Below are 23042 nucleotides of genomic sequence, written 5' to 3'. Positions count from 1 at the left end.
GGCACTACCTGAGCGTCATGACCGCCACGACCGTGCCCGCCGCCAACCCGAGCAGCACGGCGAGCAGCAGCACCCACCCGGCGCCCAGCGACGGGCGGGTCCGCCGCACGGGCACGTGAGGGTGCGCGCCGGTGCCGGCGGCCTGGGCGCGCAACGCGTCGGCCACCAGCTTCTCGTGGTCCTCGGGCACCCGGTCAGTCTTTCACCCACGCACCGCGCGCCATCACCGCGCGCGGCCTCAGCTCGGCGTCCAGCACCACGACGTCGGCCGCCAGACCGGCACGCAGCTCACCCGTGCGGTCCTGCAGCCCGAGCAGCCGGGCGGGACGGGTGGAAGTGGCGTGCACGGCCTCCACGACGGTGAGCCCGCACGACTGCACCGCGTTGCGGAACGCGGCGTCCATCGTCAGCGTGCTGCCCGCCAGGGACGCGCCGCCGGCCAGCGTCGGCACGCCGTCCACCACCCGCACTTCGAGGCCGCCCACGTCGTAGACGCCGTCACCGACGCCCGCCGCCGCGATCGCGTCGGTGACCAGCACGGTCCGGCCCGTGCCCGCGTGCCGTGCGGCGAGGCGCACGGCCGTCGGGTGCAGGTGCACCAGGTCGCAGATCAGCTCGACGGTGACGCGCTCGTCGTCCAGCAGCGCGCCGATCGGGCCCGGCTCGCGGTGGTGCAGCGGCCGCATCCCGTTGAACAGGTGCGTGGCGACCGTCGCCCCCGCCTCGACGGCCGGGCGGATCTGCGCCTCGGTGGCGTCGGTGTGGCCGATCGCGGCGAGGACATCGTTGTCGGCCAGGTGGCGCACCGCGTCCACGCCGTGCTCCAACTCGGGTGCCACGGTGATCATGCGAACCGCGCCGCCGCCGGCCTCCAGCAGCTTGTCGATCGACGCGCGGTCGGGCGGGCAGAGGATGGCCGGGTCGTGCGCGCCGCACCGCGCGGCGGACAGGAACGGGCCCTCCAGGTGGATGCCCGCGACCACGTCGTCCCGCACCAGCTCGGTCAGCGCCTTGACCTGGTCGGCCAGCTCCGGGATCGGCCGGGACACCAGGCTGGCCAGCAGCGTGGTGGTGCCGTGCCTGCGGTGCGCGTTCGCCGCCTTGATCACCCGGGCCGGGTCGGCGCTGGTGAACGCCTCGCCACCGCCGCCGTGGCAGTGGATGTCGACGAAGCCCGGCACCAGCCAGCCGCCGGCCACGTCCGTCGTCGGCCCGTCGGGTGGTGCCCCCTGGCCGACGGCCGCGATCAGGCCGTCCCGCACCGCCACCCACCCCTGTTCGAGCACCCCGTCGGGCGTGACGACCCGACCACCGGTCAGGGTCACGTCCACGGGTCCACCCCACGTGCTCATCTGTCCTCCAGCATGTCGATGGCCAGCAGCGCGGCCCCGAGGCACCCGGCCTCGTCACCCAACGCCGCCAGCCGCAGTTGCGGGCGTCGGTGGAACGCGATCAGCTCGTCCAGCCGTCCGCCCAGCGGATCCGTCAGCTTCGGACCCGCCAGCGCCAAGCCACCGCCCAGCACCACGGCCTGCGGTCCCAGCAGTGCGGCTACCAGCAGAATGCCCTTGGCGAGCGCGTCGACGGCCTCCCGCCACACCGCCGCCGCGTCGTCGTCACCCTCCGTGAGCAGTCTCGCCACGTCTGCCGCGCCGTTGACCTGGCGGTTCGTGCGCCGCACGTAGCGGCGGGCGATCGCGGCGCTGCTCGCCCGCGCCTCGACACAACCCGTCTGGCCGCAACCGCAGGGGTCGCCGTGGCCGACGTCCACGTGCCCGATCTCGCCCGGCGCGGACGACACCCGGCCGTCCAGGACGAGGGCGGCGGCGATGCCGGTGCCGATCGGCATGATCACCGCGTTGGTGAGGTCCCGGGCGTTGCCCTGGCGCAGTTCGGCCAGGCCACCGGCGCGCACGTCGTGCCCGAACGCGGCGGGCAGCCCGGTGGCCGCCGCGATCTTGTCGCGGAACGGGTAGTCGTCCCACCCGAGGTTGGCCGAGTAGACGCCGGTGCCGGTCTGCTCGTCCACGATGCCCGGCACCACCAGCCCGACCGCTTCGACCGGGTGCTCGGCGACGGCGCGCAGTTCGTCGACCAGCGAGGCCACGTCCTCGACCACCGCGTCACCGCCGGGACGGGTCGTCCGGCGCCGCTGGGTCACCGCCCGCACCCCGGCGGGGGTGCCCGCGACCAGCGCGGCCTTCATCCCGGTCCCGCCGACGTCGACGGCTATCACGTGTCTTGTGCGCACCACGAGGACCGATACTGCGGCATCCGACCGCCATTGGTCTATACCAAGTGCCCGATTGGCCGGGTCCGGTGTCGCCGCGCACCTGCCCGAGCCCCGTTCGGGCGACGGCCGTGAGTTGTCCACAGGCCGTCGTCGGCGGGGCCGTTCTGTCGGTTCGTGGTGGCAGGATCAAGAACGGGGATCCCCCAGGCGGGGACCCCTGCGAAGCGGGCTCGTGGCGGGAGCGGGCGGCTAGTTGCCGGCCATGATCTTCTGCAGGGCGTCCAGCGCCCGGCTCGCGGTGCTCTTCACGGTGCCCTTGCTGATGCCGGTGGCCTCGGCGATCTCGGCTTCCGACAGGTCGCCGTAGTACCGCAGCACGAGCACCTCCCGCTGCCGGGGCGGCAGCTGGGACAGGGCCCGGACGACCGCCTGGTGCTCGGCGGTGAGCATGGCGAGGCTCTCCGCCGAACGGGCGTTCGCCACGTGCGGCGGGGTGTAGTCGCGGGCCGTCTTGCGGCGGCGCAGCACGCTGCGCGAGCCGTTGACGACGGCCGTCCGCAGGTAGCCGACGGCCGCCTGCGCGTCACGCAGGTTGGACCAGTTGCGGTGCAGGCCGGTGAACGCCTCCTGGACCACGTCCTCGGCCGTGGCGGGCTCGTCGACCAGCAGCAGCGCCAGCCGGACCAGCCGCATCCGGTGCTGGCGGTACAGGTCCTCCAGGGTCAGCGGGCCGGTGGGGGCCGGTGCCGCGCCGTCCTGGATCCGCAGGTTCGTCAGCGTGTCCTGCACACGCGCGATGCCGCCGCTGTTCCGATCGGGACCGACCACGGAAAAGACGTTACCCCGTCGCCGGGTAGCCTCGGCGCGGCGTTGCACAACGGTTGGGGGCTTCCATGGCGCGGTTCGCGGTCGAGTTGGTGTTCGGGGACAACCGGGACGAGCGGTTGGCGGTCCGGCCCGCGCACCGCGAGTACGTGGCGACGCTGGTCGAACGCGGTGTCGTGCTCGCGGCAGGCCCCTACGCCGACGAGACCGGTGCCCTGCTGGTCTACGAGGTCGCCGACGAGGCTGAGCTGCGCGAGGTGCTCGCCGCCGACCCGTACACGCCCGCCGACGTCATCAAGGAGACGCGCGTGCACGAGTGGCAGACGTTGCTGGGCGCCTGGCTCTAGTCCTTCTTCACCGAAGCCGAATCCGAAGTCGAAGCCGCGGCCGTCCCGCCCGGGCCGACCAGGCCGGACAGGTCGTTGGCCGCCATCTCGCGGTCGGCCGCGGGCACCGACTTCGGCGCCTGCCGGTCGACCACCTTCGGCGTGAACGCGCGGAAGAACTTCAGGCCGCCGACCCAACCGGGCACGTGCACGGCCTTCGACCGCCGCGTGATCGCCCGGACCACCGCCTTGCCCACGTCCGACACCGGGTACTTCTTGCCCGCCAGGCCCGGCATGCCGCTGCGCAGCGGACCGAACACCGGGTGCTCGTCGGCGCTGTTGACCATGTCCGTGGAGATCCACGAGAAGTACGCCACGCCGACGTCCACGCCCAGGTGCCGCACCTCCGCGCGCAGGCTGTCCGCGAACGCCTCGCAACCCGCCTTCGCGGCGGAGTAGGCCGCGTTGCCCGGGATGTGCACGATCGCCGCCAGCGACGACACCACCAGGCAGTAGCCGCGGCTCGCGACGAGGTGCGGCAGGCACGTGCGGACCGTGCGCCACACCCCGAGCAGGTTGACCTCGATGACCCGTTCGAAGGCGGCGGGGTCCATCGACCGGACGAACCCGGTGGCGGCGATCCCGGCGTTGGCCACCACCACGTCGATGCCCCCGTAGTGGTCGACCACGCCGTTCACCGCGGTCTCCAACGCCTGCCAGTCGGTGACGTCGGCCTCCCACGCCTTGCCGCCGCACTGCTCGGCCACCTGCCGCAGCTGGTCGCCCTCCAGGCCGACCAGGGCGAGCTTCGCGCCCTTCGCGGCCAACCGCCGGGCCACCTCCGCGCCGATGCCCCTGGCCGCGCCAGTGATCAGGACAACCTTGCCCGCAACGTCCACGGTGACCTCCTCAGCCGCTCCAACCGGGGAGGCCACCGTAACGCAACTTACCGCCAGTAAGCTACTGGCGAGTTAAGCCGAGCTGGCCGCGGTCAGCGCCGCCACCTCGTCCGCCTTCAGCTCCAGGTGCAGGGCGGGCAGCAGGTCGGCGAGCTGCTCGGTGGTGCGGGCCGACGCGATCGGCGCCGCCACCGTGGGCTGCTCGGCCAGCCACGCCAGGGCGACCGCCGCCTGGGTGGTGTCGTGGGTGAGGGCCACCTCGTCCAACGCCGCCAGCACCCGCAGGCCGCGCTCGTCGAGGTACTTCGACGCGGCGGCGGCCCGCGCGCTCTCCACCGTGACGCCCGGCCGGTACTTGCCGGTCAGGAAGCCCTTCGCCAGGCCCCAGTACGGCGCGGACGCCAGCCCGTGGTCGGCCACCGCGCGGGACAGCTCGCCCTCGTAGGAGCGGTCGACCAGGTTGTACGCCTGCTGGAGCGCGACGAACTTGGCGAAGCCCTCGCGCTCGGACACCGCGAGCGCGGACGTGAGCCGCTCGGCGGTGTAGTTCGACGCCGCGACGTACCGGACCTTGCCGGCGCGGACCAGGCGGTCGAACGCGGCCAGCGTCTCCTCCTGCGGCGTGCCGAGGTCGTCCTTGTGCGCGTAGTACAGGTCGATGTGGTCCACGCCGAGGCGGCGCAGGGAGTCCTCGGCGGCGCGCTCGATCGTGGCGGCCCCCAGGTTGTCCAGGCCCCGCAGCATGCCGACCTTGGTCGCGACCACGACCGCGTCCCGGTCGCCCCGGCGCCGCAGCCACTTGCCGATGATCGTCTCCGACTCGCCGCCGACGTGCCCCTCGGCCCACGCCGAGTACGCGTCGGCGGTGTCCACGAAGTTGCCGCCGGCCGCCGCGTAGGCGTCCAGCACGGCGAACGAGGTCTCCTCGTCGGCGGTCCAGCCGAACACGTTGCCACCCAGGCACAGGCGCGACACGTCGAGGTCGCTGGTTCCGAGTTTCGTCATGTCGCGAAGCTAAGCCGGGTGGTCCATTCGCGCCGAATCGAGAAGTCAGGACTAAATGGTGGGCCGGCGCGGTTGGCAGTCGTCAGTACCTAGTTCGTGGGGAGACGAAATGACGGTCGAGTTGGGCAGGTACGGCGTGTGGGACCGGGTCGCGCGCTGGGCGGGCCGGGGCGAGGACGCCGCGGAGCTGGAAGAACTCGGCTTCGGCGCGCTCTGGTTGGGCGGATCCCCCGACGTCGGCGTCATGACCGCGGTCTCCGACCTCCTGGACGCCACGGAGAAGATCACCGTGGCCACCGCCGTGGTGAACGTCTGGACGACACCGGCGGGCGAGGTCAACGACGGCTACCGGGCGCTGGCGTGGACCGACCGGTTCCTGGTCGGCATCGGCACCGGGAACGGTGAACTCGCGGGTGAGGTGCATCACAGCCCCTACCAGAAGCTGATCCACTACCTGGACGAGCTGGACGTGCCGCGCGACCGCCTGGCGCTGGCCGCGCTCGGCCCCAGGCTGCTCCGGCTCGCCGCCGCCCGCACGAGCGTCGCCCACCCCTACCTGGTGACGCCCGACTACACGGCACGGGCCCGCGAGGCCATCGGCGTGGGCGTCCTGCTCGCGCCCGAACAGCACGTGGTGCTGGAGGACGACCCGGCACGGGCCCGTGACCTGGGCCGGGAGGCGCTGGCCGAGTACCTGGCGCGCACCGACCACACCCGCAACTGGCTGCGCAACGGGTTCACCGAGGACGACCTGGCGGGCGGCGGCAGCGACCGGCTGGTGGACGCCCTGGTGGCGTGGGGCCCGGTCGAACGGGTCGCGCGGCGCCTGCGCGAGCACCACGAGGCGGGCGCCGACCACGTGGCGGTGCAAGTGGTCGGCGCCGCCGACGCCCAACGAGCGCTGCGCGACCTCGCGGCCGCGCTCGACGACTGGTCGGACTGCTAGTTCTCGGTGACCTCGACGCCGTTCCAGAAGGCGACGTGGCCCTTGATGTTGGCCGCGGCTTCCTTGGGTTCGGGGTAGTACCACGCGGCGTCGGGGTTGTCCTGACCGTTCACGTGCAGCGTGTAGTAGCTCGCCGTGCCCTTCCAGGGGCAGACCGACGTGGTGTCCGACGGCCTGAGGTACTGGGCGTGCACCGACTCCGGGGGGAAGTAGTGGTTCCCCTCCACCATCTCGGTCTTCTCACTCTCGGCGATGATCTCGCCGTTCCACCGTGCGATCGCCATGACACCACTATGCCGTTGATCATCTTTCCTCGCCGGGCGGTGCCCGTAGGATGCTGCCGACACCGCGTTCCGGGCACCCGAGGAGGACCCACCGATGCCCATCGCAACCCCCGAGGTCTACGCCGAGATGCTCGACCGCGCGAAGGCGAACGAGTTCGCCTACCCCGCGATCAACGTCACCTCGTCCGAGACCCTCAACGCGGCCCTGCGTGGATTCGCGGAAGCCGAGAGCGACGGGATCATCCAGGTCTCGACCGGTGGTGCCGAGTTCGCCTCGGGCACCAAGGTCAAGGACATGGTGACCGGCGCGGTTGCGCTGGCGGAGTTCGCGCACGTGGTCGCCGAGAAGTACCCGGTGAACATCGCGCTGCACACCGACCACTGCCCGAAGGACAAGCTCGACGGCTACGTCCGGCCGCTCGTCGCGATCAGCCAGGAGCGGGTGGACCGCGGGCTCAACCCGCTGTTCCAGTCGCACATGTGGGACGGCTCGGCCGTGCCGCTGGACGAGAACCTGAAGATCGCGTCGGAGCTGCTCGACCTCACCGCCAAGGCGAAGATCATCCTCGAGATCGAGGTCGGCGTCGTCGGCGGCGAGGAGGACGGCGTCGCGCACGAGATCAACGAGAAGCTGTACACCTCCCCCGAGGACTACCTGAAGACGGTGGAAGCCCTCGGCGCCGGTGAGAAGGGCCGCTACCTGGTCGCGGCGACGTTCGGCAACGTGCACGGCGTCTACAAGCCGGGCAACGTGAAGCTGCGCCCGGAGATCCTCAAGCAGGGTCAGGACGTGGTGGCCGAGAAGCTGGGCCTGCCGGCCGGCTCCAAGCCGTTCGACCTGGTCTTCCACGGCGGCTCCGGCTCGCTGCTGGAGGAGATCCACGAGGCCGTGTCGTACGGCGTGATCAAGATGAACATCGACACGGACACGCAGTACGCGTTCACCCGGCCGATCGTGGGTCACATGTTCGGCAACTACGACGGCGTGCTGAAGGTGGACGGCGAGGTCGGCAACAAGAAGGCCTACGACCCGCGGTCCTACCTCAAGGCCGCCGAGCAGGGCATGGCCGCCCGCATCGCCCAGGCGTGCGAGCACCTGAAGTCGTCCGGCCGCATGATCGCCGGCTGACCGCGTCACCGCACGTCGAACGGCCCTCCCCGGTGCACGGGGAGGGCCGTTTCGCGTCCGGGCCTACTTGCCGTACATGCGGCAGACGGCCGCGGTGAAGAGCTCGTGCTCGATCTCGTTGTTCTCCGGGGCGAAGCGCTGCATCCGGGTGGTGAGGACGGTGACGTTCCGCGAGCCGGTGCGGTCGGTGAAGCTGTAGCTGGAGTAGCCCGGCAGGCCACCGGTGTGGCCCCAGACCGTGCCGCAGCGGGTGCTTGCCTCCATCACGCCCAGGCCGTAGCGGACGGGCCCCGAGCCCTGCGGGACGGTGCCGAGCATGGCGCTGAGCTGGTCGCGCGGCAGCAGCCGGCCGGAGAGCAGGGCGGACTGGAAGCGCTGCCAGTCGCGAGCCGTGGAGGTCATGCCACCCGCCGCCCACGCCGAGCTGATGTCGATCCCGGTGACGTTCACGCGGCCGTGGTGCTCCGGACCGGCGAACCCGAGGCCGGGTGGGGCGCCGGGTGGCAGGTGCGGCGCCAGGTGCTCGGCGTCCGGCTCGTACCCGTGGGCGTGGCGGCCGGGGAACGTGGCGTCGGTCGGCAGGCGGGTGTCGGTGAGCCGCAGCGGCCCCGTGACCCGCCGCTGGACCAGCTCGCCGTAGGTTCGGCCGGTCGCGCTCTCCAGGACCATGCCGACGAGCGTGTAGTTGGTGTTGCTGTAGTCCCAGCGCTCGCCCGGCGCGAACAGTGGCGGGTGGTCGGTGGCGACGGCGACCAGCTCGGCGGGCGGCCAGTGCCGCGGCTGCTGCCCGGTGACGAGCCCGAACAGGCGCGGGTCGTCCAGGAAGTCGTACAGGCCGCTGGTCTGTACGAGCAGCATCTCCAGCGTGATGGCCCGGCCGTTCGGGACGACCCCCGGCAGCCACTTCTCCACCGGGTCCTCCAGCGCGAGGACGCCCTCGGCGACGAGCTGGAGGGCGATCGTCGCGGTCACCGTCTTGGTGTTCGAGGCGACCCGGAACTGGTCGGTGGGCCGCAGGCGGTGGTCGCGGACCGTCCAGCGCGCCTGGCGGGCCAGTTCGGTGACCCGGCGGCCGTCGTCCACCCGCACGATGACGCCCGGCGCGCCCGCCGCGATGAGCTCGTCGGCGAGGCCGGTGAGCTCATCGGTGGCGGACGCGGTGGCGGCTCCAGCTGCCACCAACGTGGCGGCGACGACGGCTGCCGTCGTGGTGCGTAGCAGTGTCCCCATGGACTCCCCCTCGGATCGGGACTTGCCCGATCAATGGTCGAGGGGAACGCGGTCGAGCGGAGTCAGGCTGTCACTAGCCTTTCCCGGGGGGTTCTCCCCACCTTGACCCTGTCCGCGGCCAACCAGAGGGCGGTCAGCACGGCGAACGTCGCCGCCGCGGACGGGTAGAGGATCGGCGGTGCGGCGTCCAGCGCCTGCTGCGCCCAGATTCCGCCGTAGCCCAGGCCCGTGACGGCGGCCGAGCCGAGGACGGCGGCCAGCGGCGCGGGCAGCCTGCCGAGGTGTGCGGCGTCCACGGCCAGGCCGATGAGCAGCAGGAACACCGGCACGGTGGACAGCGGGAAGTCGGCGACGCCGAGCAGCGGCCAGATCAGCAGCCGGTAGGCGACGTAACCGCCCGCCACGGCGGTCGCGGCCCACGCGGTGCCGATCGTGCGCCGGGCGATGACCAGCACGAGCGCCGCCGCGACCAGGCCCCACACCGGGTAGACCCAGTCGGCGATGGGCAGCGAGAACTGCACGATCGACTCGCGGTCGACCGGGCGGCCGATCTGGTCGGCGGCGAACTGCAGCAGGCTCGGTTCGGCGTACGGGTCGCCGCGATCCCAGGAGGCGATCTCCAGCACCCCGTACTCCTGGTGCTGGTTGGGGAACCACATGTTCTCCAGGAAGAAGAACCACAGCCCGGCCAGCCCGAACCGCCGCCACCGGCCACCGGCGGGGTAGAGCTTGAGCCAGCCCCGGATCGCGCCCGCCAGCATGATCGCGGTGCCCAGGTAGAGCAGGGCGTGCGACCCGCTCCACGACGTGATGTCCAGGCCGTTGATCCGGTGGTTGATCAGGTCGATGGGCAGGGCGACCAGGAAGACGCCGGTGCCCCACTGCATCAGCCGCAGCGCGGTCTTGTCCGCGCCGTAGCCGGTGTAGGTGTGGAACAGCGTCAACCCGACCACGATCACCGTGCCCAGGGTGTTGATCAGGTGCGGTGGCGCCAGTTCGTCGCGCAGCCACTTGAAGTGCCAGGCCACGTCCCACGAGGAGCCGATCAGCTTGAGCAGCAGACCGACCAGCCAGAGCTTGTAGAGCCCGGCGACGAGCACCGGGGGCGTCTCGCGCCCCGGCTCGCCGCGCTCCCAGTACTGGTCGCGGAAGCGCGCGACGCGGTTGGTTACCCCCATGTTCACCCGCCCATGATGCGTCCCGGTGGGGGTGGCTGGAAGGGCGCCCCGCCCTGGTATTTCCCGGACTTTCCCCTAGGGGGTCGCCTGACCAGCGTTTTCCGGGCTCTACTCATGCTAACAGGTGATCGGCGTTGCTCCGAATGGCCCCAACGGGAAAGGTGCGCCCCTGAGATTTCACTGAGAACGAGGAGCGCTTTCATGGGAAAGAAGGTCGTGGCCGGCGTCATCGTGACCGCGCTGGTGCTGGCACTGGTCGCTGCGGTGGCCCGGGTCTTCCTAAGCTGACGTCATGGAGAACCTGCTCGGTGGTCCCGAACCCACGTTGCTGCCCGACCGCCCGGAGGCGCAGGCCGCCGCCGAGGCGGGCACCGACCCGGCCAAGATCGTCCGCGCCTACCCCGACTTCAGCGAGGCGTGGGCGCTGCTCGCCGAGCGTGCGTTGCAGACCGGCGACCCGGTCGCCGGCTACGCGTTCGCCCGCACCGGCTACCACCGGGGCCTCGACCAGCTGCGCCGTTCGGGGTGGAAGGGCCACGGCCCGGTGCCCTGGTCGCACCGCGGCAACCAGGGCTTCCTGCGCGCGTTGGCGGCTCTGGCGCGGGCCGCCGACGAGATCGGGGAGACCGAGGAGTACGAGCGCTGCAAGAAGTTCCTCGCCGACAGCGACCCGGCGGCGCCCGCCGCACTCGGCTTGAGCTGAGCGCGTGGGAGCCGCGCGGGACGAGGTGGCGCGCAGGCTGAAGCGGTGGCAGAGCACGGCCTTGCCGATCGGCCAGGCCGCGCTCGCCGCCGGGCTGTCCTGGCTGGTCGCCACCGAGGTGGTCGGCCACGCGCACCCGTTCTTCGCACCGATCGCCGCCGTCGTCTGCCTCGGCGTGTCGCTGGGGCAGCGGCTGCGGCGCGTGGTGGAGCTGGTCGTCGGCGTGTCCGTGGGCGTGGGCGTCGGTGACGTGCTGATCTCGCTGATCGGCTCCGGACCGTGGCAGATCGCGCTGGTGGTGGCGTTGGCCATGTCCACGGCCGTGCTGCTGGACGGTGGCGCGGTGATCGCGCTGCAGTCCGGGTCGTCGGCGGTGCTGGTGGCCACCCTGCTGCCGCCCAGCGCCGGTGGCGGGCTGGACCGGATGGTGGACGCGCTGGTCGGCGGGCTGGTGGGGCTGGCGGTGACGGCGTTGCTGCCGGCGAACCCGCTGACCGTGGCGCACCGGCAGGCGAAGGTCGTGCTCGGCGAGCTGACCGAGGCGTTGCGCGGGGTGGCGACGGCGGTGTCCGAGCGGGACGCCGTGCAGGCCGCCGGGGTCTTGGCGCGGTTGCGCGGCAGCCAGGAGGCGCTGGACGAGTTCGCGTCGGCGTTGAAGACCGGCGGCGAGATCGCGACCATCGCGCCGATCCGCTGGCGCAGGCGGCACGAGCTGGGCCGGTACGAGACGGCCGCCACGCCGGTGGACTACGCGCTGCGCAACAGCAGGGTGCTGGCGCGGCGGGCGCTGGCGGCGTTGCGGGACGGCGAGCGGATGCCCGACGTGCTGCCGGACGTGCTGCGGCGGTACGCCGACGCGGTGGACGTGCTGCGGGCCGAGTTGGAGCGCGGCGACGAGCCGAAGAAGGCGCGTGCGGCGATCCGGGACGCGGCGGCCTGTGCCACGGCCCAGCACCTGGGCGGTGAGGGGTTCTCCACGAAGGTGGTGCTGGCGCAGGTGCGTTCGGTGGCCGTGGACCTGTTGCAGGCCACCGGGCTCAAGCGGGCGGAAGCGGTGGAGGCGTTGCCGCCCCTCACGCGGAAGGGCGGCAACGACGTTCAACCCTGAGGGCGGTTCAGCACGCCGAGCAGCACGGCGTGCACCGCCTCGTGGTCCTTTTCGTCGGCCAGGCGGCATGACGCGCCGGTGATGGCGTACCACTCCTCCGCACCCTCGTAGCGCACCAGCGCGCGCAGCTCGCCGTTGTCCAGCGTGGTGCGCAGCTCCAGGGCACCGGTCACCACGCCGACTTCGTCGGTCATGACGCCACCGGGTCCGGCCACGAATGCGGAGGACAGTTCAGCCATCGGTCGTCAGCACCTCCCGAGCATGCTCTGCAGAGCAGACTTCTCCGCCGAGTTCACGCTCAAACCCCACTTGTACTTCGTGCGCGTCCACATCTTCGCGTAGGTGCACCAGTACGAGGTCAGCGGCGGCTTCCACAGCGCCGGGTCCTGGTCGCCCTTGGCCTGGTTGACGTTGTCGGTGACGGCGATGAGCTGCGGGCCGCTCAGGTCGTTGGCGAACGACTGCCGCCGCGACGTGGTCCACGACGACGCGCCGGAGCGCCACGCCTCGGCCAGCGGCACGATGTGGTCGATGTCCACGTCGGACGCCGCGCTCCAGGTCGCCCCGTCGTACGGGCTGTACCAGCGGCCGGACTTGGCCGCGCAGCTGGAGTCGGTGACGACGCTCGTGCCGTCGCGCTTGAGCACGGTCTCGCGGGTGTTGCAGGCGCCCGAGATGGTGATCCAGTGCGGGAACAGGTCCCGCGAGTAACCGCTGGTCGAGCCTTCGGTGGCCACCCTGAGCGCGGCCAGCTCCGCCTGGGCGGTGCTGGTGCTCGGGATGTTCGGCGGCGTCGCCTGGGCGGGGGTGACCAGGCCGACTGCCAGCACACCAGCCAGGAGCAGGGAAAAAGCCGGAAGTCGCAGGGATGCGGTGAATCGCGCGGCTTTGTTGACCGTTGACATAATTCCGACCTTCCTAGTTGGAAGCTGTCGGAATTACCTTGGGTCAATTCTCCTTCCGCTACAACGCTTTCGAGTGACGCCTGAATGGCCGGCGAGAAAACTCCTCAGTCACTACAACCCGCGGACCAGGCGCAAGTCCTCCGTGTGGCGGTACCAGGTCCACTTGCTCATCGGCCGCGGGTGCGCGATGCCGTCGAAGTTGACCTGCACCGGCAGGCAGCCGAGCTGGAACGCGCGCGCCGGCGTGCTGGTCACCTTCCGCCCGAACAGGCGCTTGTGGATGACGTGCACGACCAGGCCCAGACCGCGCTCCGGGTCCGGGGTGACCTCCAGCCGGGAGGCCTGACCCCGGAGCACCACGGTGTCGTCCCCGTAGCCGACTCCGCGCACCGGTCCGAGCGAGCCGAGGCCGACGAGCACGCCGCCGACGTCGTCGCGCACGAGCGGCACCCGATCGGGATCACCCGACAGGGCCAGGTCGAGCGCCCGACCGGGATCGGTCGGCAGGTCCCACAGCCTGGCCACTTCGGAACGCGGGTCCGCCGGCACGTACCCGATCGGCACGTCGGCGAGCCGCTCGGTGCGCAGCAGCCGCAGCACGACCGCGTTGAGGTCGGCGTCCGTGCCGTGCACGACGAGACGTTTGTCACCCGAATCGGCGAGAACCGCGTCCACCTCGGCCTTTCCGGGCCGTTCCGCCACTCGGCGTACCTCGAAACGGTCACCGTCCGTGATCATTGGCGACTGCGAGTTTCCGCAGGCCAGCACGATTCCGCGCACCTTCATCTCCTGGTCTACCCTCAACAGCCGTCCACTGACGGCCAGGCCGTCGCAGGCATTCGGCTCTTACCCGTCCAACCGCTTGGAGTTTCACATGCCGGCCGTCGTGCTGATCGGTGCCCAGTGGGGCGATGAGGGCAAGGGCAAGGCAACCGACCTGCTCGGTGACCGCGTGCAGTGGGTGGTCCGGTACCAGGGCGGCAACAACGCCGGGCACACCGTGGTGCTGCCCGACGGCCAGAAGTTCGCCCTGCACCTGATCCCCTCCGGCATCCTCACCCCTGGCGTGACCAGCGTCATCGGCAACGGCGTCGTGGTCGACCCCGGCGTGCTGCTCGAAGAGCTGGCCGGCCTGGACGACCAGGGCGTCGACACCAGCAAGCTGCTCATCTCCGCGGACGCGCACTTGATCATGCCCTACCACGTGGCGATCGATAAGGTCACCGAGCGGTACCTGGGCAAGGCCAAGATCGGCACCACCGGCCGCGGCATCGGCCCGTGCTACCAGGACAAGATCGCCCGCGTCGGCGTGCGCGCCCAGGACCTGCTGGACGAGAAGATCCTGCGGCAGAAGGTGGAAGCCGCCCTGGACTTCAAGAACCAGGTGCTGGTCAAGGTCTACAACCGCAAGGCGCTCGACCCCGAGCAGGTGGTGGACAGCGTGCTGGCGCACGGCACGAAGTTCACCTCGCGGATCGCCGACACCCGTCTGCTGCTCAACCAGGCGCTGGAGCGCGGCGAGACCGTGCTGCTGGAGGGCTCGCAGGGCACCCTGCTCGACGTCGACCACGGCACCTACCCGTTCGTGACCTCGTCCAACCCGACCTCGGGCGGCGCCAGCGCCGGTTCGGGCATCGGGCCGACGAAGATCACCACGGTCATCGGCATCCTGAAGGCGTACACGACGCGGGTGGGCTCCGGGCCGTTCCCGACCGAGCTGCACGACGAGATGGGCGAGCACCTGCGCAAGACCGGCGGCGAGTTCGGCGTGACCACCGGGCGTTCCCGGCGCACCGGCTGGTTCGACGCGGTGATCGCCCGGTACGCGGCGCGGGTCAACGGCATCACCGACTACTTCCTGACCAAGCTGGACGTGCTGTCCGGCCTGGAGAAGGTGCCGGTTTGCGTCGGTTACACGATCGACGGCGAGCGGGTCGACGAGATGCCGATGACGCAGACCGACGTGCACCACGCCGTGCCGGTGTACGAGGAGCTGCCGGGCTGGTTCGAGGACATCAGCCACTGCCGCTCGTACGAGGAGCTGCCCGCGAACGCCCGCGCGTACGTCGAGCACCTGGAGGACATCTCCGGCGCCCGCATGTCCGCGATCGGCGTCGGCCCGGGCCGCGACCAGACCATCGTGCGGCACGAGATCATCTGAACGGCGAAAGGGCCGGCCGGGTGGTGACCCGGCCGGCCCTCGGTGTCGGTGCGGCTCAGCCGTTGCGGGCTTCCACGGCGGTGTCGGGGTTGTCGGCGAACACGCCGTCCAGGCCCGTCGCGTAGAACTTCGCGTACTCGCCGAACGCGTCGCCGTACGCGGCCGGGTCGGTGGACTTGCGGAAGTCCGCCGGCAGGAACGTGTTCTCGTTGCGGAACGTCCAGGCGTGCACGATCAGGCCGCGCGCGTGCGCGTCACGCACCAGGGTGGTCGGCTCGCGCAGGAAACCCGCCGCGTCCCGCGGGATGATCAGGTCCTTCGCCGTACCGACACCGGCGGCGTAGGTCCGGATCTCGCGCAGCCCTTCCGGCGTCACCAGGTCGCTGTAGGTGCGCTTGTCCCCGGCCTTGACGAAGTCGTACGGCGAACCGGACGAGTTGACCAGCTGCACCAGCGGCACCCGCAGCTTCGACTTGAGCTGCTTGAGGTTGGCCACCTCGAACGACTGCACGTACACCTTCGCGCCGGGCCGGTTCAGGCCCGCCCTGGTCAGCACGTCGACCAGGCGCGGCTCCAGCGGCAGGCCGATGTCCTGGAAGTAGCTCGGGTGCTTGGTCTCCGGGTAGATCCCGATGTCGCGGCGCAGCTCACGGCTCAGCCGGCGGGACAGGGCGATGACCTCCTCCAGCGTCGGCACCTCGAACCGGCCGTCGTAGAGGGTGTTGCGCGGCCGGACCTCGGGGATGCGCTCCTTGGCGCGCAGCGTCTTCAGCTCGGCCAGCGTGAAGTCCTCGGTGAACCAGCCGGTGATCGACGTGCCGTCGATGACCTTGGTGGTCTTGCGCCCGGCGAACTCCGGCTTCGTCGCGACGTCCGTGGTGCCGCCGATCTCGTTCTCGTGCCGGGCGACCAGCTTGCCGTCCTTGGTGATCACCAGGTCCGGCTCGATGTAGTCGGCGCCCATCCGCGCGGCCAGCTCGTACGCGGCCAGCGTGTGCTCGGGCCGGTAGCCCGACGCGCCGCGGTGGCCGATCACCAGCGGGCCCTTGCCCGACGACGCCGCCTCCGCGTCACCGCTCGCCGACGCCGAGGGCAGCACCACCGCCCCCGCCACCGCGAGCGCCGCGAGCGCCGCCCCCACGATCTTCGTCCGCACCATCGCCGACCTCCTCAGCAGGACTCCTGACGCGCGGCAGCCTCGTCGCGCACCGCGACGTCCCGGACACGCTAAGGCGAAGCGCAGGCCACGTCACGGTGAACGCGTAGTGGGAGGTTCGGTGTTCGTCACTCCCTGGATATGGCCGCTTCCTCCAGGTCGAGTTCGCGCAGCACCCGGACCAACACCTCGTCGTCGATCTGCCCGTCGTCACGCGCCTGGACGAACACCTGCCGCTCGGCCTCCAGCATCGTCCGCCGCAACCGCCGGTACGCCGCCGCCGGGCTCTCGTCCTCCTGCCTGCCCAGCCGCTCCCACGCCGCGTTGCCCCGGTGCTCGGCCAGGAGCCGCAGCCGGTCCACGATGTGCTCCAGCGCGTCGTGGTCGTCGCCGATCACCTCGTCCAGCCTGCGCACGGCGGCCTGCGCGGCGGCGTGCTGCACCTGCGCCTCGGCCAGCGCGTCGGTCCGCTCCTCGTCACCGCGGAACGCCAGCTTGCGGATCACGTACGGCAGCGTCAGGCCCTGGATCAGCAACGTACCGACGGTGACCACGAACGCGCAGAACACAATCACCTCGCGGCCGGGCAGGTCCAGCGGCAACGCGCTCGCCGCGGCCAGCGACACCACGCCCCGCATCCCGGCCCACGACAGCACGGTCACGCCGCGCCACCCCGGCGCGTCCTCGCGCTCCCGGATCCGCTTCGACAGCAGCCGGGGCAGGTACGCCGCCGGGTACATCCACACGAACCGCACCAGGATCGTCGCCGCCAGCACGGCCGCCGCACCCCACACCAGCGCCGAGGTGATGTCCACCTCGCGAACAACGCTGTTGAGCTGCAAGCCGATCAGCGCGAACACGAACGACTCCAGCATCGTGTCCACCGACCGCCACACCGCGGTGTCCTGCAAGCGCGTGTAGTACGAGCTGCGCGGCGCGTGGTGCCCGATGTAGAGGCCGGCGATGACGACCGCGAGCACACCGGAGGCGTGCAGCTCCTCGGCGAAGATGTACGCCCCGAACGGCACCAGCATGCCGAGCGCGCTCTCCAGCACACCGTCGTCGAGCCGGTCGCGGACCCAGCGCACGGCCCAGCCGATCACCAGCCCGACGAGCACCCCGCCGACCGCGCTGACCAGGAACGTGCGGGTGCCGTCGACCCAGGTGGCGGCGACACCGGCGGCCGCCGCGACGGCCACCTTGTAGGCCGTCAGCGCGGTCGCGTCGTTGATCAGGCTCTCGCCGGTGAGCAGCGTCATCGTCCGCCGCGGCAGGTTGAGCCGCCGTCCGATCGCGACTGCGGCGACCGCGTCCGGCGGCGCCACGACCGCGCCCAGCACCAGCGCGGCGGGCAGCGACAGCTCCGGCAGCACGAGGTGCGCCACCCAGCCGACGCTGACCGTGGTCGCCAGCACCAGGCCGACCGCGAGCAGGCCGATCGGCCTCAGGTTCGCCCGGATGTTGTGGTACGAGCTGTCCAGCGCGGCCGAGTACAGCAGCGGCGCCAGCACCAGGACCAGGATCAGTTCCGGGTCCAGGGCGAACTCCGGCAAGCCGGGGATGAACGACACCGCGAGCCCGACGCCGACGAGCACCAGCGGCGGCGACCAGTTGAGGCGTTTGGCCGCGGCCGTGACGAGCAACGCGCCGACGAGCACCAGGAGCAGTTCCGGTCCGTGCATGCCGCAATCTTGCGTGATGATGACCGGTATGACCTGTCCTCACGTCTCAGACCTGCCGGAGTCGGTCGCGCCGGACAACCCCGACGGCTGCGCCGACTGCCTCGCCGCGGGCGAGCACAACTGGGCACACCTGCGGATCTGCCTGTCCTGCGGGCACGTGGCGTGCTGCGACTCCAGCCCGCGCCGGCACGCGACCGCTCACTTCCACGCCTCGGAACACCCCGTGATGCGCTCGTTCGAGCCGGGCGAGGACTGGCGCTGGTGCTACCCGGACTCCCGGATCGTGTGAACCCGGTGATCTTCGCGCGGCCGTCTTTACAGTCCCTTTAGACGGTGGGCCTATGGCTGTGACCCAAGGCACAAGTAGCTTCGTGAGCGCTCGATCCAGCGCGACACGAAGGGGTGCGCGTGCCGACCAAGCCGCAGGTCGAAGTCGATGAACTGCTCGCCGAGTACGACGAGGAGCGCCCGTCGCGCGCCTTGTCCCGGCGCTGGGAGCTGGGCGTGTGGGTGGCGGGCCTCGCCATCTCGCTGCTCGTGCTCAAACAGGTGTTCTGGCCGTTCAGCCAGGGCAGCCAGTACTACCTGGTGATCTTCCTGGCGGTCACGCTGCCGCTGGTCTTCCTCTGCTACCGGCCGCGCGGCAGGCGCGGTGAGGCCGACGACCCCGGTGTCGTGGACTGGCTCGCGGCGGCGTGCGCGTTCGTGGTGGGCGCGTACCCGCTGTTCGGCGGGTTCGACGCGTTCCTCGACCGCCAGGGCCAGTTGACCACGCTCGACGTCATCGCCGGGTCCCTGCTGCTGGTGCTGATCCTGGAGGCGTGCCGGCGGACCACCGGCTGGGTGCTGCCGATCGTCTGCGTCGGGTTCGTCGTTTTCGCCTACTACGGCGGGTTCCTGCCGCCGTCCTGGGCGATCTCGCACGCGGGCGTGGATTTCTCCCAGATCATCAACGGCTTCTACAACGACGCGACCGGGTTCTACGGGACACCGCTGGACGTCGCCGCGACCTACATCGTGCTGTTCACGATCTACGGCTCGGTGCTGAACGCCTCCGGCGCCGGGACGTTCTTCGTGGACATCAGCTTCTCCGCGTTCCGCAAGTCCCGCACCGCGCCGGGCCGCACCGCCGCGACCGCCGGTTTCCTGCTCGGCACGGTGTCCGGATCGGGCACCGCGACCACCGTGTCGCTGGGCGCGGTGACGTGGCCGATGCTGAAGAAAGCGGGCTACCCCAAGGAGAACGCGGGCGGGCTGCTCGCCGCGTCCGGTATCGGCGCGATCCTGTCCCCGCCGACGCTCGGCGCGGCGGCGTTCATCATCGCCGAGTTCCTGGAGACGTCCTACCTGCAGGTGTTGATCTGGGCGATCCTGCCGACCCTGCTGTACTACCTGGGCATCGCGCTGGCCGTGGAGATCGACGCGCGCAAGTTCGGCGCGAAGCCGGTGGAGATCGACTCGCCGAGCCCGTGGGCGCTGCTCAAGCGCGGCGGGTACCACTTCCTGTCGCTCGCGGTGATCGTGGTGTTCCTGGCGCTGGACATCCCGGTGTTCTCCGCCGTCGTCTACGCCACCGGTGTCGCCGCGCTGTTCGCGCTGATCGCCCAGCGCGGTGACGTGCGGGCGTGGCTGCGGGCGATGGCGGACTCGCTGTCGCAGGGCGTGCGGTCGGCGTTGCCGGTGATCGCGGTGTGCGCGGCGGCGGGCGTGATCACGTCCACCATCACCAAGACCGGCCTCGGCCAGGTGCTGGCGTCGGCGCTGGTGGACCTGGCCGCCGCGATCTCGTCCAACCCGACCGTGGTGCTGTTCGTGACCGTGGTGCTGGCGGCGTTCGCGGTGAGCCTGCTCGGCCTGGCCGTGCCGGTGACGGCGTCGTTCATCATCTCGTGGGTCGTCATCGGGCCCGCGCTGATGGAGCTGGGCGTGGCCCCCGAGGAAGCGGCCATGTTCATCTTCTACTACGCGGTGCTGTCCGAGGTGACGCCGCCGACCGCGCTCGCCGCCGTGGCCGCCGCCGCCATCACCGGCGGTGACGTGATGAAGACGATGTGGCGGACGTGGAAGTACACGCTGCCCGCGTTCCTCGTGCCGCTGGCGTTCGTGCTGACCGACAACGGCGCCGGACTGCTGCTGCGCACGTCGTTCCTCGACGGCGTGTGGGTGTTCGCGGTGTCCGCGCTGGGCGTGGCGGCACTGGCCGTGCTCACCGGCGGCTGGCTGTTCGGTCGTGCCCGGTGGCCGGAGCGCGTGCTGTGCGCGCCCGCCGCCGTGGCCCTGCTCTACCTGCAACCCGTCACCATCGCCGTCGGCGTGGGCTTCCTGCTGGTCGCGGTGGCGGTGCACGTCGTCCTACGGAGGAAGGAACAGCATGCGCAGCTGGACGCTTAGGATCGCCGTCGGTGTGCTCTCGGTCGGCCTGGTCGCCGCCGGGTGCGGCGGGAAGCAGACACCCGCCGCATCGAACGGCGAGCCGGGTGGAGCCGCCTGCGAGGCGGCGGACGGGCGGATCACCATCGCGACCGGCAACTCCGGCGGCGTGTACTACGTCGTCGGCGGTGGGCTGGCCAAGCTGATCAGCGACAACACCAAGCTCAAGGCCACCGCCGCGGAGACCGGCGCGTCGGTGCAGAACATCCAGCAGCTCGTCGCGGGCGACTACGACGTGGCGTTCTCGCTGGCCGACACGGCGGCGGACGCGGTCGCGGGCAAGGGCGCGTTCGACGGCAAGCCGCAGCAGGTCCAGGCGCTGACCAGGCTGTACCCGAACTACACGCAGGTGCTGGTGCGGACCGATTCCGGGATCAACTCGGTCGCCGACATGCGCGGCAAGCGGATCTCCACCGGCTCGCCCAAGTCGGGCACCGAGGTGATCGCCCAGCGGCTGCTGACGGCGGCCGGACTCAACCCGGAGACCGACGTGCAGGCGCAGCGGCTCGACCTGGCCAAGACCGCGGACGGGATGAAGGACGGCAGCATCGACGGCCTCGTCTGGTCCGGCGGCCTGCCCACCGCGCAGATCACCGACATCACCACGTCGTTGAAGGACCAGGTCAAGTTCATCGACATCACGCCGCAGCTGGACGCGTTGAAGAAGATCAACGAGGTGTACGACCGGGGCGTCATCCCGGCCGCGACCTACGGCCAGCCGGCCGACGTGCCGACGGTGGCGGTGCCGAACGTGCTGCTCGTGCGCAATGACTTCCCGGACGGCAACGCGTGCGCCGTGACCAAGCTCATCTTCGAGAAGAAGTCGGACCTGGAGGCCGTGCACCCGGCGGCCAAGGACATCGTGAAGGAGAAGGCCGGCATGACCGACCCGGTGCCGCTGCACCCCGGCTCGTTGGACGCACTGGGCGGCTGATCGGCGCAGTCATCTAGGCTGCCCAACCGTGCGTGTCCTGGTCATCGGGTCTGGCGCCCGTGAACATGCCCTAGTCCTCGCCTTGTCGCGGGACCCTTCGGTGATCGCGTTGGCCTGCGCTCCGGGCAACGCCGGCATCGCCGGTGTCGCGGAGACCTACGGGGTCGACGTCACCGACGGCGGTGCCGTCGCGGCGCTGGCCAAGGAGTGGAACGCCGACCTGGTCGTGGTCGGGCCGGAGCAGCCCCTGGTGGCGGGTGCGGCGGACGCCGTGCGCGCGATCGGGATCCCCTGCTTCGGCCCGTCGGCCGCGGCGGCCCGGATCGAGGGCTCCAAGGCGTTCGCGAAGGACGTCATGGCCGCCGCCGGCGTGCCGACCGCCGTGTCCGAGATCGTGGACAACCCGGCCCGGCTCGACTCCGCGCTGACCCGCTTCGGCCCGACGTGGGTGGTGAAGGACGACGGCCTGGCCGCCGGCAAGGGCGTGGTCGTCACCACCGACCGCGCCGTGGCCCGCGCCCACGCCATGACGTTGCTCGACCACGGCCACCCGGTGCTGCTGGAGTCGTTCCTCGACGGACCCGAGGTGTCGCTGTTCTGCCTGGTCGACGGCGCCACCGTGGTGCCGCTGCTGCCCGCGCAGGACTTCAAGCGCGTCGGCGACGGCGACTCCGGCCCCAACACCGGCGGCATGGGCGCGTACTCGCCGCTGCCCTGGGCCCCGCCCGACCTGGTGAACACGATCGTGTCCACCTGCGTCCAGCCGGTCGTGGACGAACTGGCCCGCCGCGACACCCCGTTCACCGGCCTGCTGTACGCGGGCCTGGCCCTGACCTCCACCGGTCCGCAGGTCATCGAGTTCAACTGCCGGTTCGGCGACCCGGAGACCCAAGCCGTCCTGGCGCTGCTCCGCACCCCGCTGGCCGCCCTCTTCCACGCCGCCGCCACCGGCACCCTGGCGTCCGCACCGGCCCTGGACTGGTCCGACGGCTACGCCGTGACCGTCGTGCTCGCCGCCGAGGGCTACCCCGGCCGGCCGCGCACGGGTGACGTGATCAGCGGCGCCGAAGCCGACGGCGTGCTGCACGCGGGTACCCGCCGGCGCGAGGACGGCGCCGTCGTCTCGACCGGCGGCCGGGTCCTGTCGGTGGTCGGCACGGGCAGCACCCTGACCGACGCCCGAACCGACGCCTACCGCCGCCTGGCGTCCGTCCACCTGACCGGCTCGCACCACCGCACGGACATCGCGCTGCGTGCGGCGAACGGCGAGATCACCGTCCCCTGATCCCCTGGTCGCGGACCACTCGATCGACCACTGCCAACCCGCGGGAACCGGGTCGGACCCTTCTTCGTCCAACCTCAGACCCGGTTCACGCGGTCGTTGGTAGCCTCGAACCGGGTTCAATCCGTTACCGACCGTACGGGGGTAGGACGTCGTGGAACAGGAGACCGGCCTACTGGGAGCCGTCGCCGCCGCGGGGGGAGCCGTCGGCAAGGCGGTCGGCGAGATGTTCATGGCCGAGAAGCGGCTGAACGAGACCATGGCCGCCGGTCCGGTGTCGGGCCAGAAGTTCGAGGTGACGGAGGAAACCGTCCTCCAGGCCGGCAAGATCATCCACGACCAGGCGTCCGCGCTTCAACTCGCGCTGAACAGGGCGGTCGCCAACCTGAGCGTGCAGTTGAACGACGCTGACGAGGTGAACAGCGACATCGCCGCCGCGTGGAACTCGCGCCTGGTCGACGGGCCCGACTCGTACTCGGGGCGGGTCGAGCAGTACATCCTCAGCCTCAAGGGGTTGGTCGAGCAGTTGCGCGGCACGGCTCGCCAGTACCAATTCACCGAAGAAGAAGTGACCGCCGCTCTGGGGGCATCTGGTGCGTCTGATTAGTGCGGCGGTTCTCTGCGGC

25 protein-coding genes are annotated in these 23042 nt (G+C 71.2%); 11 read left to right on the top strand and 14 right to left on the bottom strand.

Going from position 1 to position 23042, the window contains the following annotated elements; all coding sequences use genetic code 11:
- Positions 1-4: 4 nt before the first annotated feature.
- The 4 genes from A6A25_RS03560 to A6A25_RS03545 form a co-directional block, all read right to left on the bottom strand.
- Positions 5-190 carry a hypothetical protein gene (locus A6A25_RS03560; protein ID WP_073886203.1) on the bottom strand — a complete coding sequence of 62 codons (186 nt, stop codon included), beginning with the start codon at positions 188-190 and terminating at the stop codon, positions 5-7.
- 4 nt (positions 191-194) lie between these two features.
- Complete coding sequence (nagA, locus tag A6A25_RS03555; protein ID WP_073886202.1) at positions 195-1352, bottom strand: N-acetylglucosamine-6-phosphate deacetylase; 1158 nt, start codon at positions 1350-1352, stop codon at positions 195-197.
- The gene (locus A6A25_RS03550; protein ID WP_338013191.1) at positions 1349-2254 is read right to left on the bottom strand and encodes an ROK family protein; all 906 of its coding nucleotides are present in this window, start codon (positions 2252-2254) and stop codon (positions 1349-1351) included. Before A6A25_RS03550 ends, nagA begins: the two co-directional genes overlap by 4 nt.
- 228 nt (positions 2255-2482) lie before the next feature.
- Entirely contained in the window at positions 2483-3061 is a 579-nt protein-coding gene (locus A6A25_RS03545) for a SigE family RNA polymerase sigma factor (protein ID WP_073886200.1), read from the bottom strand.
- A 65-nt stretch (positions 3062-3126) separates the two neighbouring features.
- Between A6A25_RS03545 and A6A25_RS03540 the strand changes: the two genes are divergently transcribed.
- Positions 3127-3405, top strand: coding sequence for a YciI family protein (locus tag A6A25_RS03540; RefSeq protein ID WP_073886199.1), 279 nt, complete (start codon positions 3127-3129; stop codon positions 3403-3405).
- Here A6A25_RS03540 and A6A25_RS03535 read toward each other — a convergent pair.
- Positions 3402-4283, bottom strand: a complete 882-nt coding sequence (locus tag A6A25_RS03535) for an SDR family oxidoreductase (protein ID WP_241828477.1) — start codon at positions 4281-4283, stop codon at positions 3402-3404. The genes A6A25_RS03540 and A6A25_RS03535 overlap by 4 nt on opposite strands.
- Positions 4284-4355: 72 nt before the next feature.
- Entirely contained in the window at positions 4356-5288 is a 933-nt protein-coding gene (locus A6A25_RS03530) for an aldo/keto reductase (protein ID WP_073886197.1), read from the bottom strand.
- Positions 5289-5397: 109 nt separating this feature from the next.
- On the opposite strand from A6A25_RS03530, the gene A6A25_RS03525 reads away from it, so the two are divergent.
- A complete protein-coding gene (locus A6A25_RS03525; RefSeq protein WP_073886196.1) occupies positions 5398-6234 on the top strand; it encodes a TIGR03620 family F420-dependent LLM class oxidoreductase in 837 nt (278 codons plus the stop codon).
- Here the strand turns inward: A6A25_RS03525 and A6A25_RS03520 are convergent.
- Positions 6231-6518 (bottom strand): DUF427 domain-containing protein, encoded by a 288-nt coding sequence (locus A6A25_RS03520; protein WP_073886195.1) that lies wholly within the window; start codon positions 6516-6518, stop codon positions 6231-6233. The genes A6A25_RS03525 and A6A25_RS03520 overlap by 4 nt on opposite strands.
- A gap of 94 nt (positions 6519-6612) precedes the next feature.
- Here A6A25_RS03520 and fbaA point away from each other — a divergent pair, with 94 nt between their 5' ends.
- Positions 6613-7647 (top strand): class II fructose-bisphosphate aldolase, encoded by a 1035-nt coding sequence (gene fbaA / locus A6A25_RS03515; RefSeq protein WP_073886194.1) that lies wholly within the window; start codon positions 6613-6615, stop codon positions 7645-7647.
- Positions 7648-7710: 63 nt separating this feature from the next.
- Here the strand turns inward: fbaA and A6A25_RS03510 are convergent, their stop codons facing one another.
- Together A6A25_RS03510 and A6A25_RS03505 are read right to left on the bottom strand one after the other, a co-directional pair.
- Complete coding sequence (locus A6A25_RS03510; protein ID WP_073886193.1) at positions 7711-8877, bottom strand: serine hydrolase domain-containing protein; 1167 nt, start codon at positions 8875-8877, stop codon at positions 7711-7713.
- A gap of 62 nt (positions 8878-8939) precedes the next feature.
- A complete protein-coding gene (locus A6A25_RS03505; protein WP_073886409.1) occupies positions 8940-10055 on the bottom strand; it encodes a hypothetical protein in 1116 nt (371 codons plus the stop codon).
- A gap of 292 nt (positions 10056-10347) precedes the next feature.
- On the opposite strand from A6A25_RS03505, the gene A6A25_RS03500 reads away from it, so the two are divergent.
- Together A6A25_RS03500 and A6A25_RS03495 are read left to right on the top strand one after the other, a co-directional pair.
- Positions 10348-10758 (top strand): DUF3151 domain-containing protein, encoded by a 411-nt coding sequence (locus A6A25_RS03500; RefSeq protein WP_073886192.1) that lies wholly within the window; start codon positions 10348-10350, stop codon positions 10756-10758.
- A gap of 4 nt (positions 10759-10762) precedes the next feature.
- A complete protein-coding gene (locus tag A6A25_RS03495) occupies positions 10763-11866 on the top strand; it encodes an FUSC family protein (protein WP_143192933.1) in 1104 nt (367 codons plus the stop codon).
- On the opposite strand, the gene A6A25_RS03490 is transcribed toward A6A25_RS03495, so the two are convergent.
- The 3 genes from A6A25_RS03490 to A6A25_RS03480 form a co-directional block, all read right to left on the bottom strand.
- A complete protein-coding gene (locus A6A25_RS03490) occupies positions 11857-12105 on the bottom strand; it encodes a hypothetical protein (protein ID WP_073886191.1) in 249 nt (82 codons plus the stop codon). The two genes, A6A25_RS03495 and A6A25_RS03490, sit on opposite strands and share 10 nt — an antisense overlap.
- A gap of 6 nt (positions 12106-12111) precedes the next feature.
- Positions 12112-12771 carry an HNH endonuclease family protein gene (locus tag A6A25_RS03485; protein ID WP_073886190.1) on the bottom strand — a complete coding sequence of 220 codons (660 nt, stop codon included), beginning with the start codon at positions 12769-12771 and terminating at the stop codon, positions 12112-12114.
- Between the two features lie 111 nt (positions 12772-12882).
- Positions 12883-13557, bottom strand: coding sequence for a hypothetical protein (locus A6A25_RS03480; protein WP_380734002.1), 675 nt, complete (start codon positions 13555-13557; stop codon positions 12883-12885).
- An 88-nt stretch (positions 13558-13645) separates the two neighbouring features.
- Here A6A25_RS03480 and A6A25_RS03475 point away from each other — a divergent pair, with 88 nt between their 5' ends.
- A complete protein-coding gene (locus A6A25_RS03475; protein ID WP_073886189.1) occupies positions 13646-14932 on the top strand; it encodes an adenylosuccinate synthase in 1287 nt (428 codons plus the stop codon).
- A gap of 55 nt (positions 14933-14987) precedes the next feature.
- Here A6A25_RS03475 and A6A25_RS03470 read toward each other — a convergent pair whose 3' ends face one another.
- Entirely contained in the window at positions 14988-16091 is a 1104-nt protein-coding gene (locus A6A25_RS03470; RefSeq protein ID WP_143192932.1) for a glycerophosphodiester phosphodiesterase, read from the bottom strand.
- Between the two features lie 125 nt (positions 16092-16216).
- Positions 16217-17770, bottom strand: coding sequence for a Na+/H+ antiporter (locus A6A25_RS03465; protein ID WP_073886188.1), 1554 nt, complete (start codon positions 17768-17770; stop codon positions 16217-16219).
- 28 nt (positions 17771-17798) lie between these two features.
- Between A6A25_RS03465 and A6A25_RS03460 the strand changes: the two genes are divergently transcribed.
- The 5 genes from A6A25_RS03460 to A6A25_RS03440 all read left to right on the top strand — a co-directional run bounded on the left by A6A25_RS03460 (position 17799) and on the right by A6A25_RS03440 (position 23023).
- A complete protein-coding gene (locus A6A25_RS03460; protein WP_083667919.1) occupies positions 17799-18059 on the top strand; it encodes a UBP-type zinc finger domain-containing protein in 261 nt (86 codons plus the stop codon).
- A 119-nt stretch (positions 18060-18178) separates the two neighbouring features.
- Positions 18179-20161: a TRAP transporter permease gene (locus tag A6A25_RS03455; RefSeq protein WP_083667917.1), complete on the top strand. Its 1983-nt coding sequence runs from the start codon at positions 18179-18181 to the stop codon at positions 20159-20161.
- Positions 20142-21134 carry a TAXI family TRAP transporter solute-binding subunit gene (locus A6A25_RS03450; RefSeq protein WP_073886186.1) on the top strand — a complete coding sequence of 331 codons (993 nt, stop codon included), beginning with the start codon at positions 20142-20144 and terminating at the stop codon, positions 21132-21134. Before A6A25_RS03455 ends, A6A25_RS03450 begins: the two co-directional genes overlap by 20 nt.
- 28 nt (positions 21135-21162) lie before the next feature.
- Positions 21163-22419 carry a phosphoribosylamine--glycine ligase gene (purD, locus tag A6A25_RS03445; protein ID WP_073886185.1) on the top strand — a complete coding sequence of 419 codons (1257 nt, stop codon included), beginning with the start codon at positions 21163-21165 and terminating at the stop codon, positions 22417-22419.
- Between the two features lie 151 nt (positions 22420-22570).
- The gene (locus A6A25_RS03440; protein WP_073886184.1) at positions 22571-23023 is read left to right on the top strand and encodes a hypothetical protein; all 453 of its coding nucleotides are present in this window, start codon (positions 22571-22573) and stop codon (positions 23021-23023) included.
- The last annotated feature ends 19 nt before the right edge of the window (positions 23024-23042 follow it).

It is taken from the genome of Saccharothrix sp. CB00851 (genome assembly GCF_001905065.1).
Lineage (GTDB): Bacteria > Actinomycetota > Actinomycetes > Mycobacteriales > Pseudonocardiaceae > Actinosynnema.
This window is presented reverse-complemented; position numbering and strand designations above follow the sequence as displayed.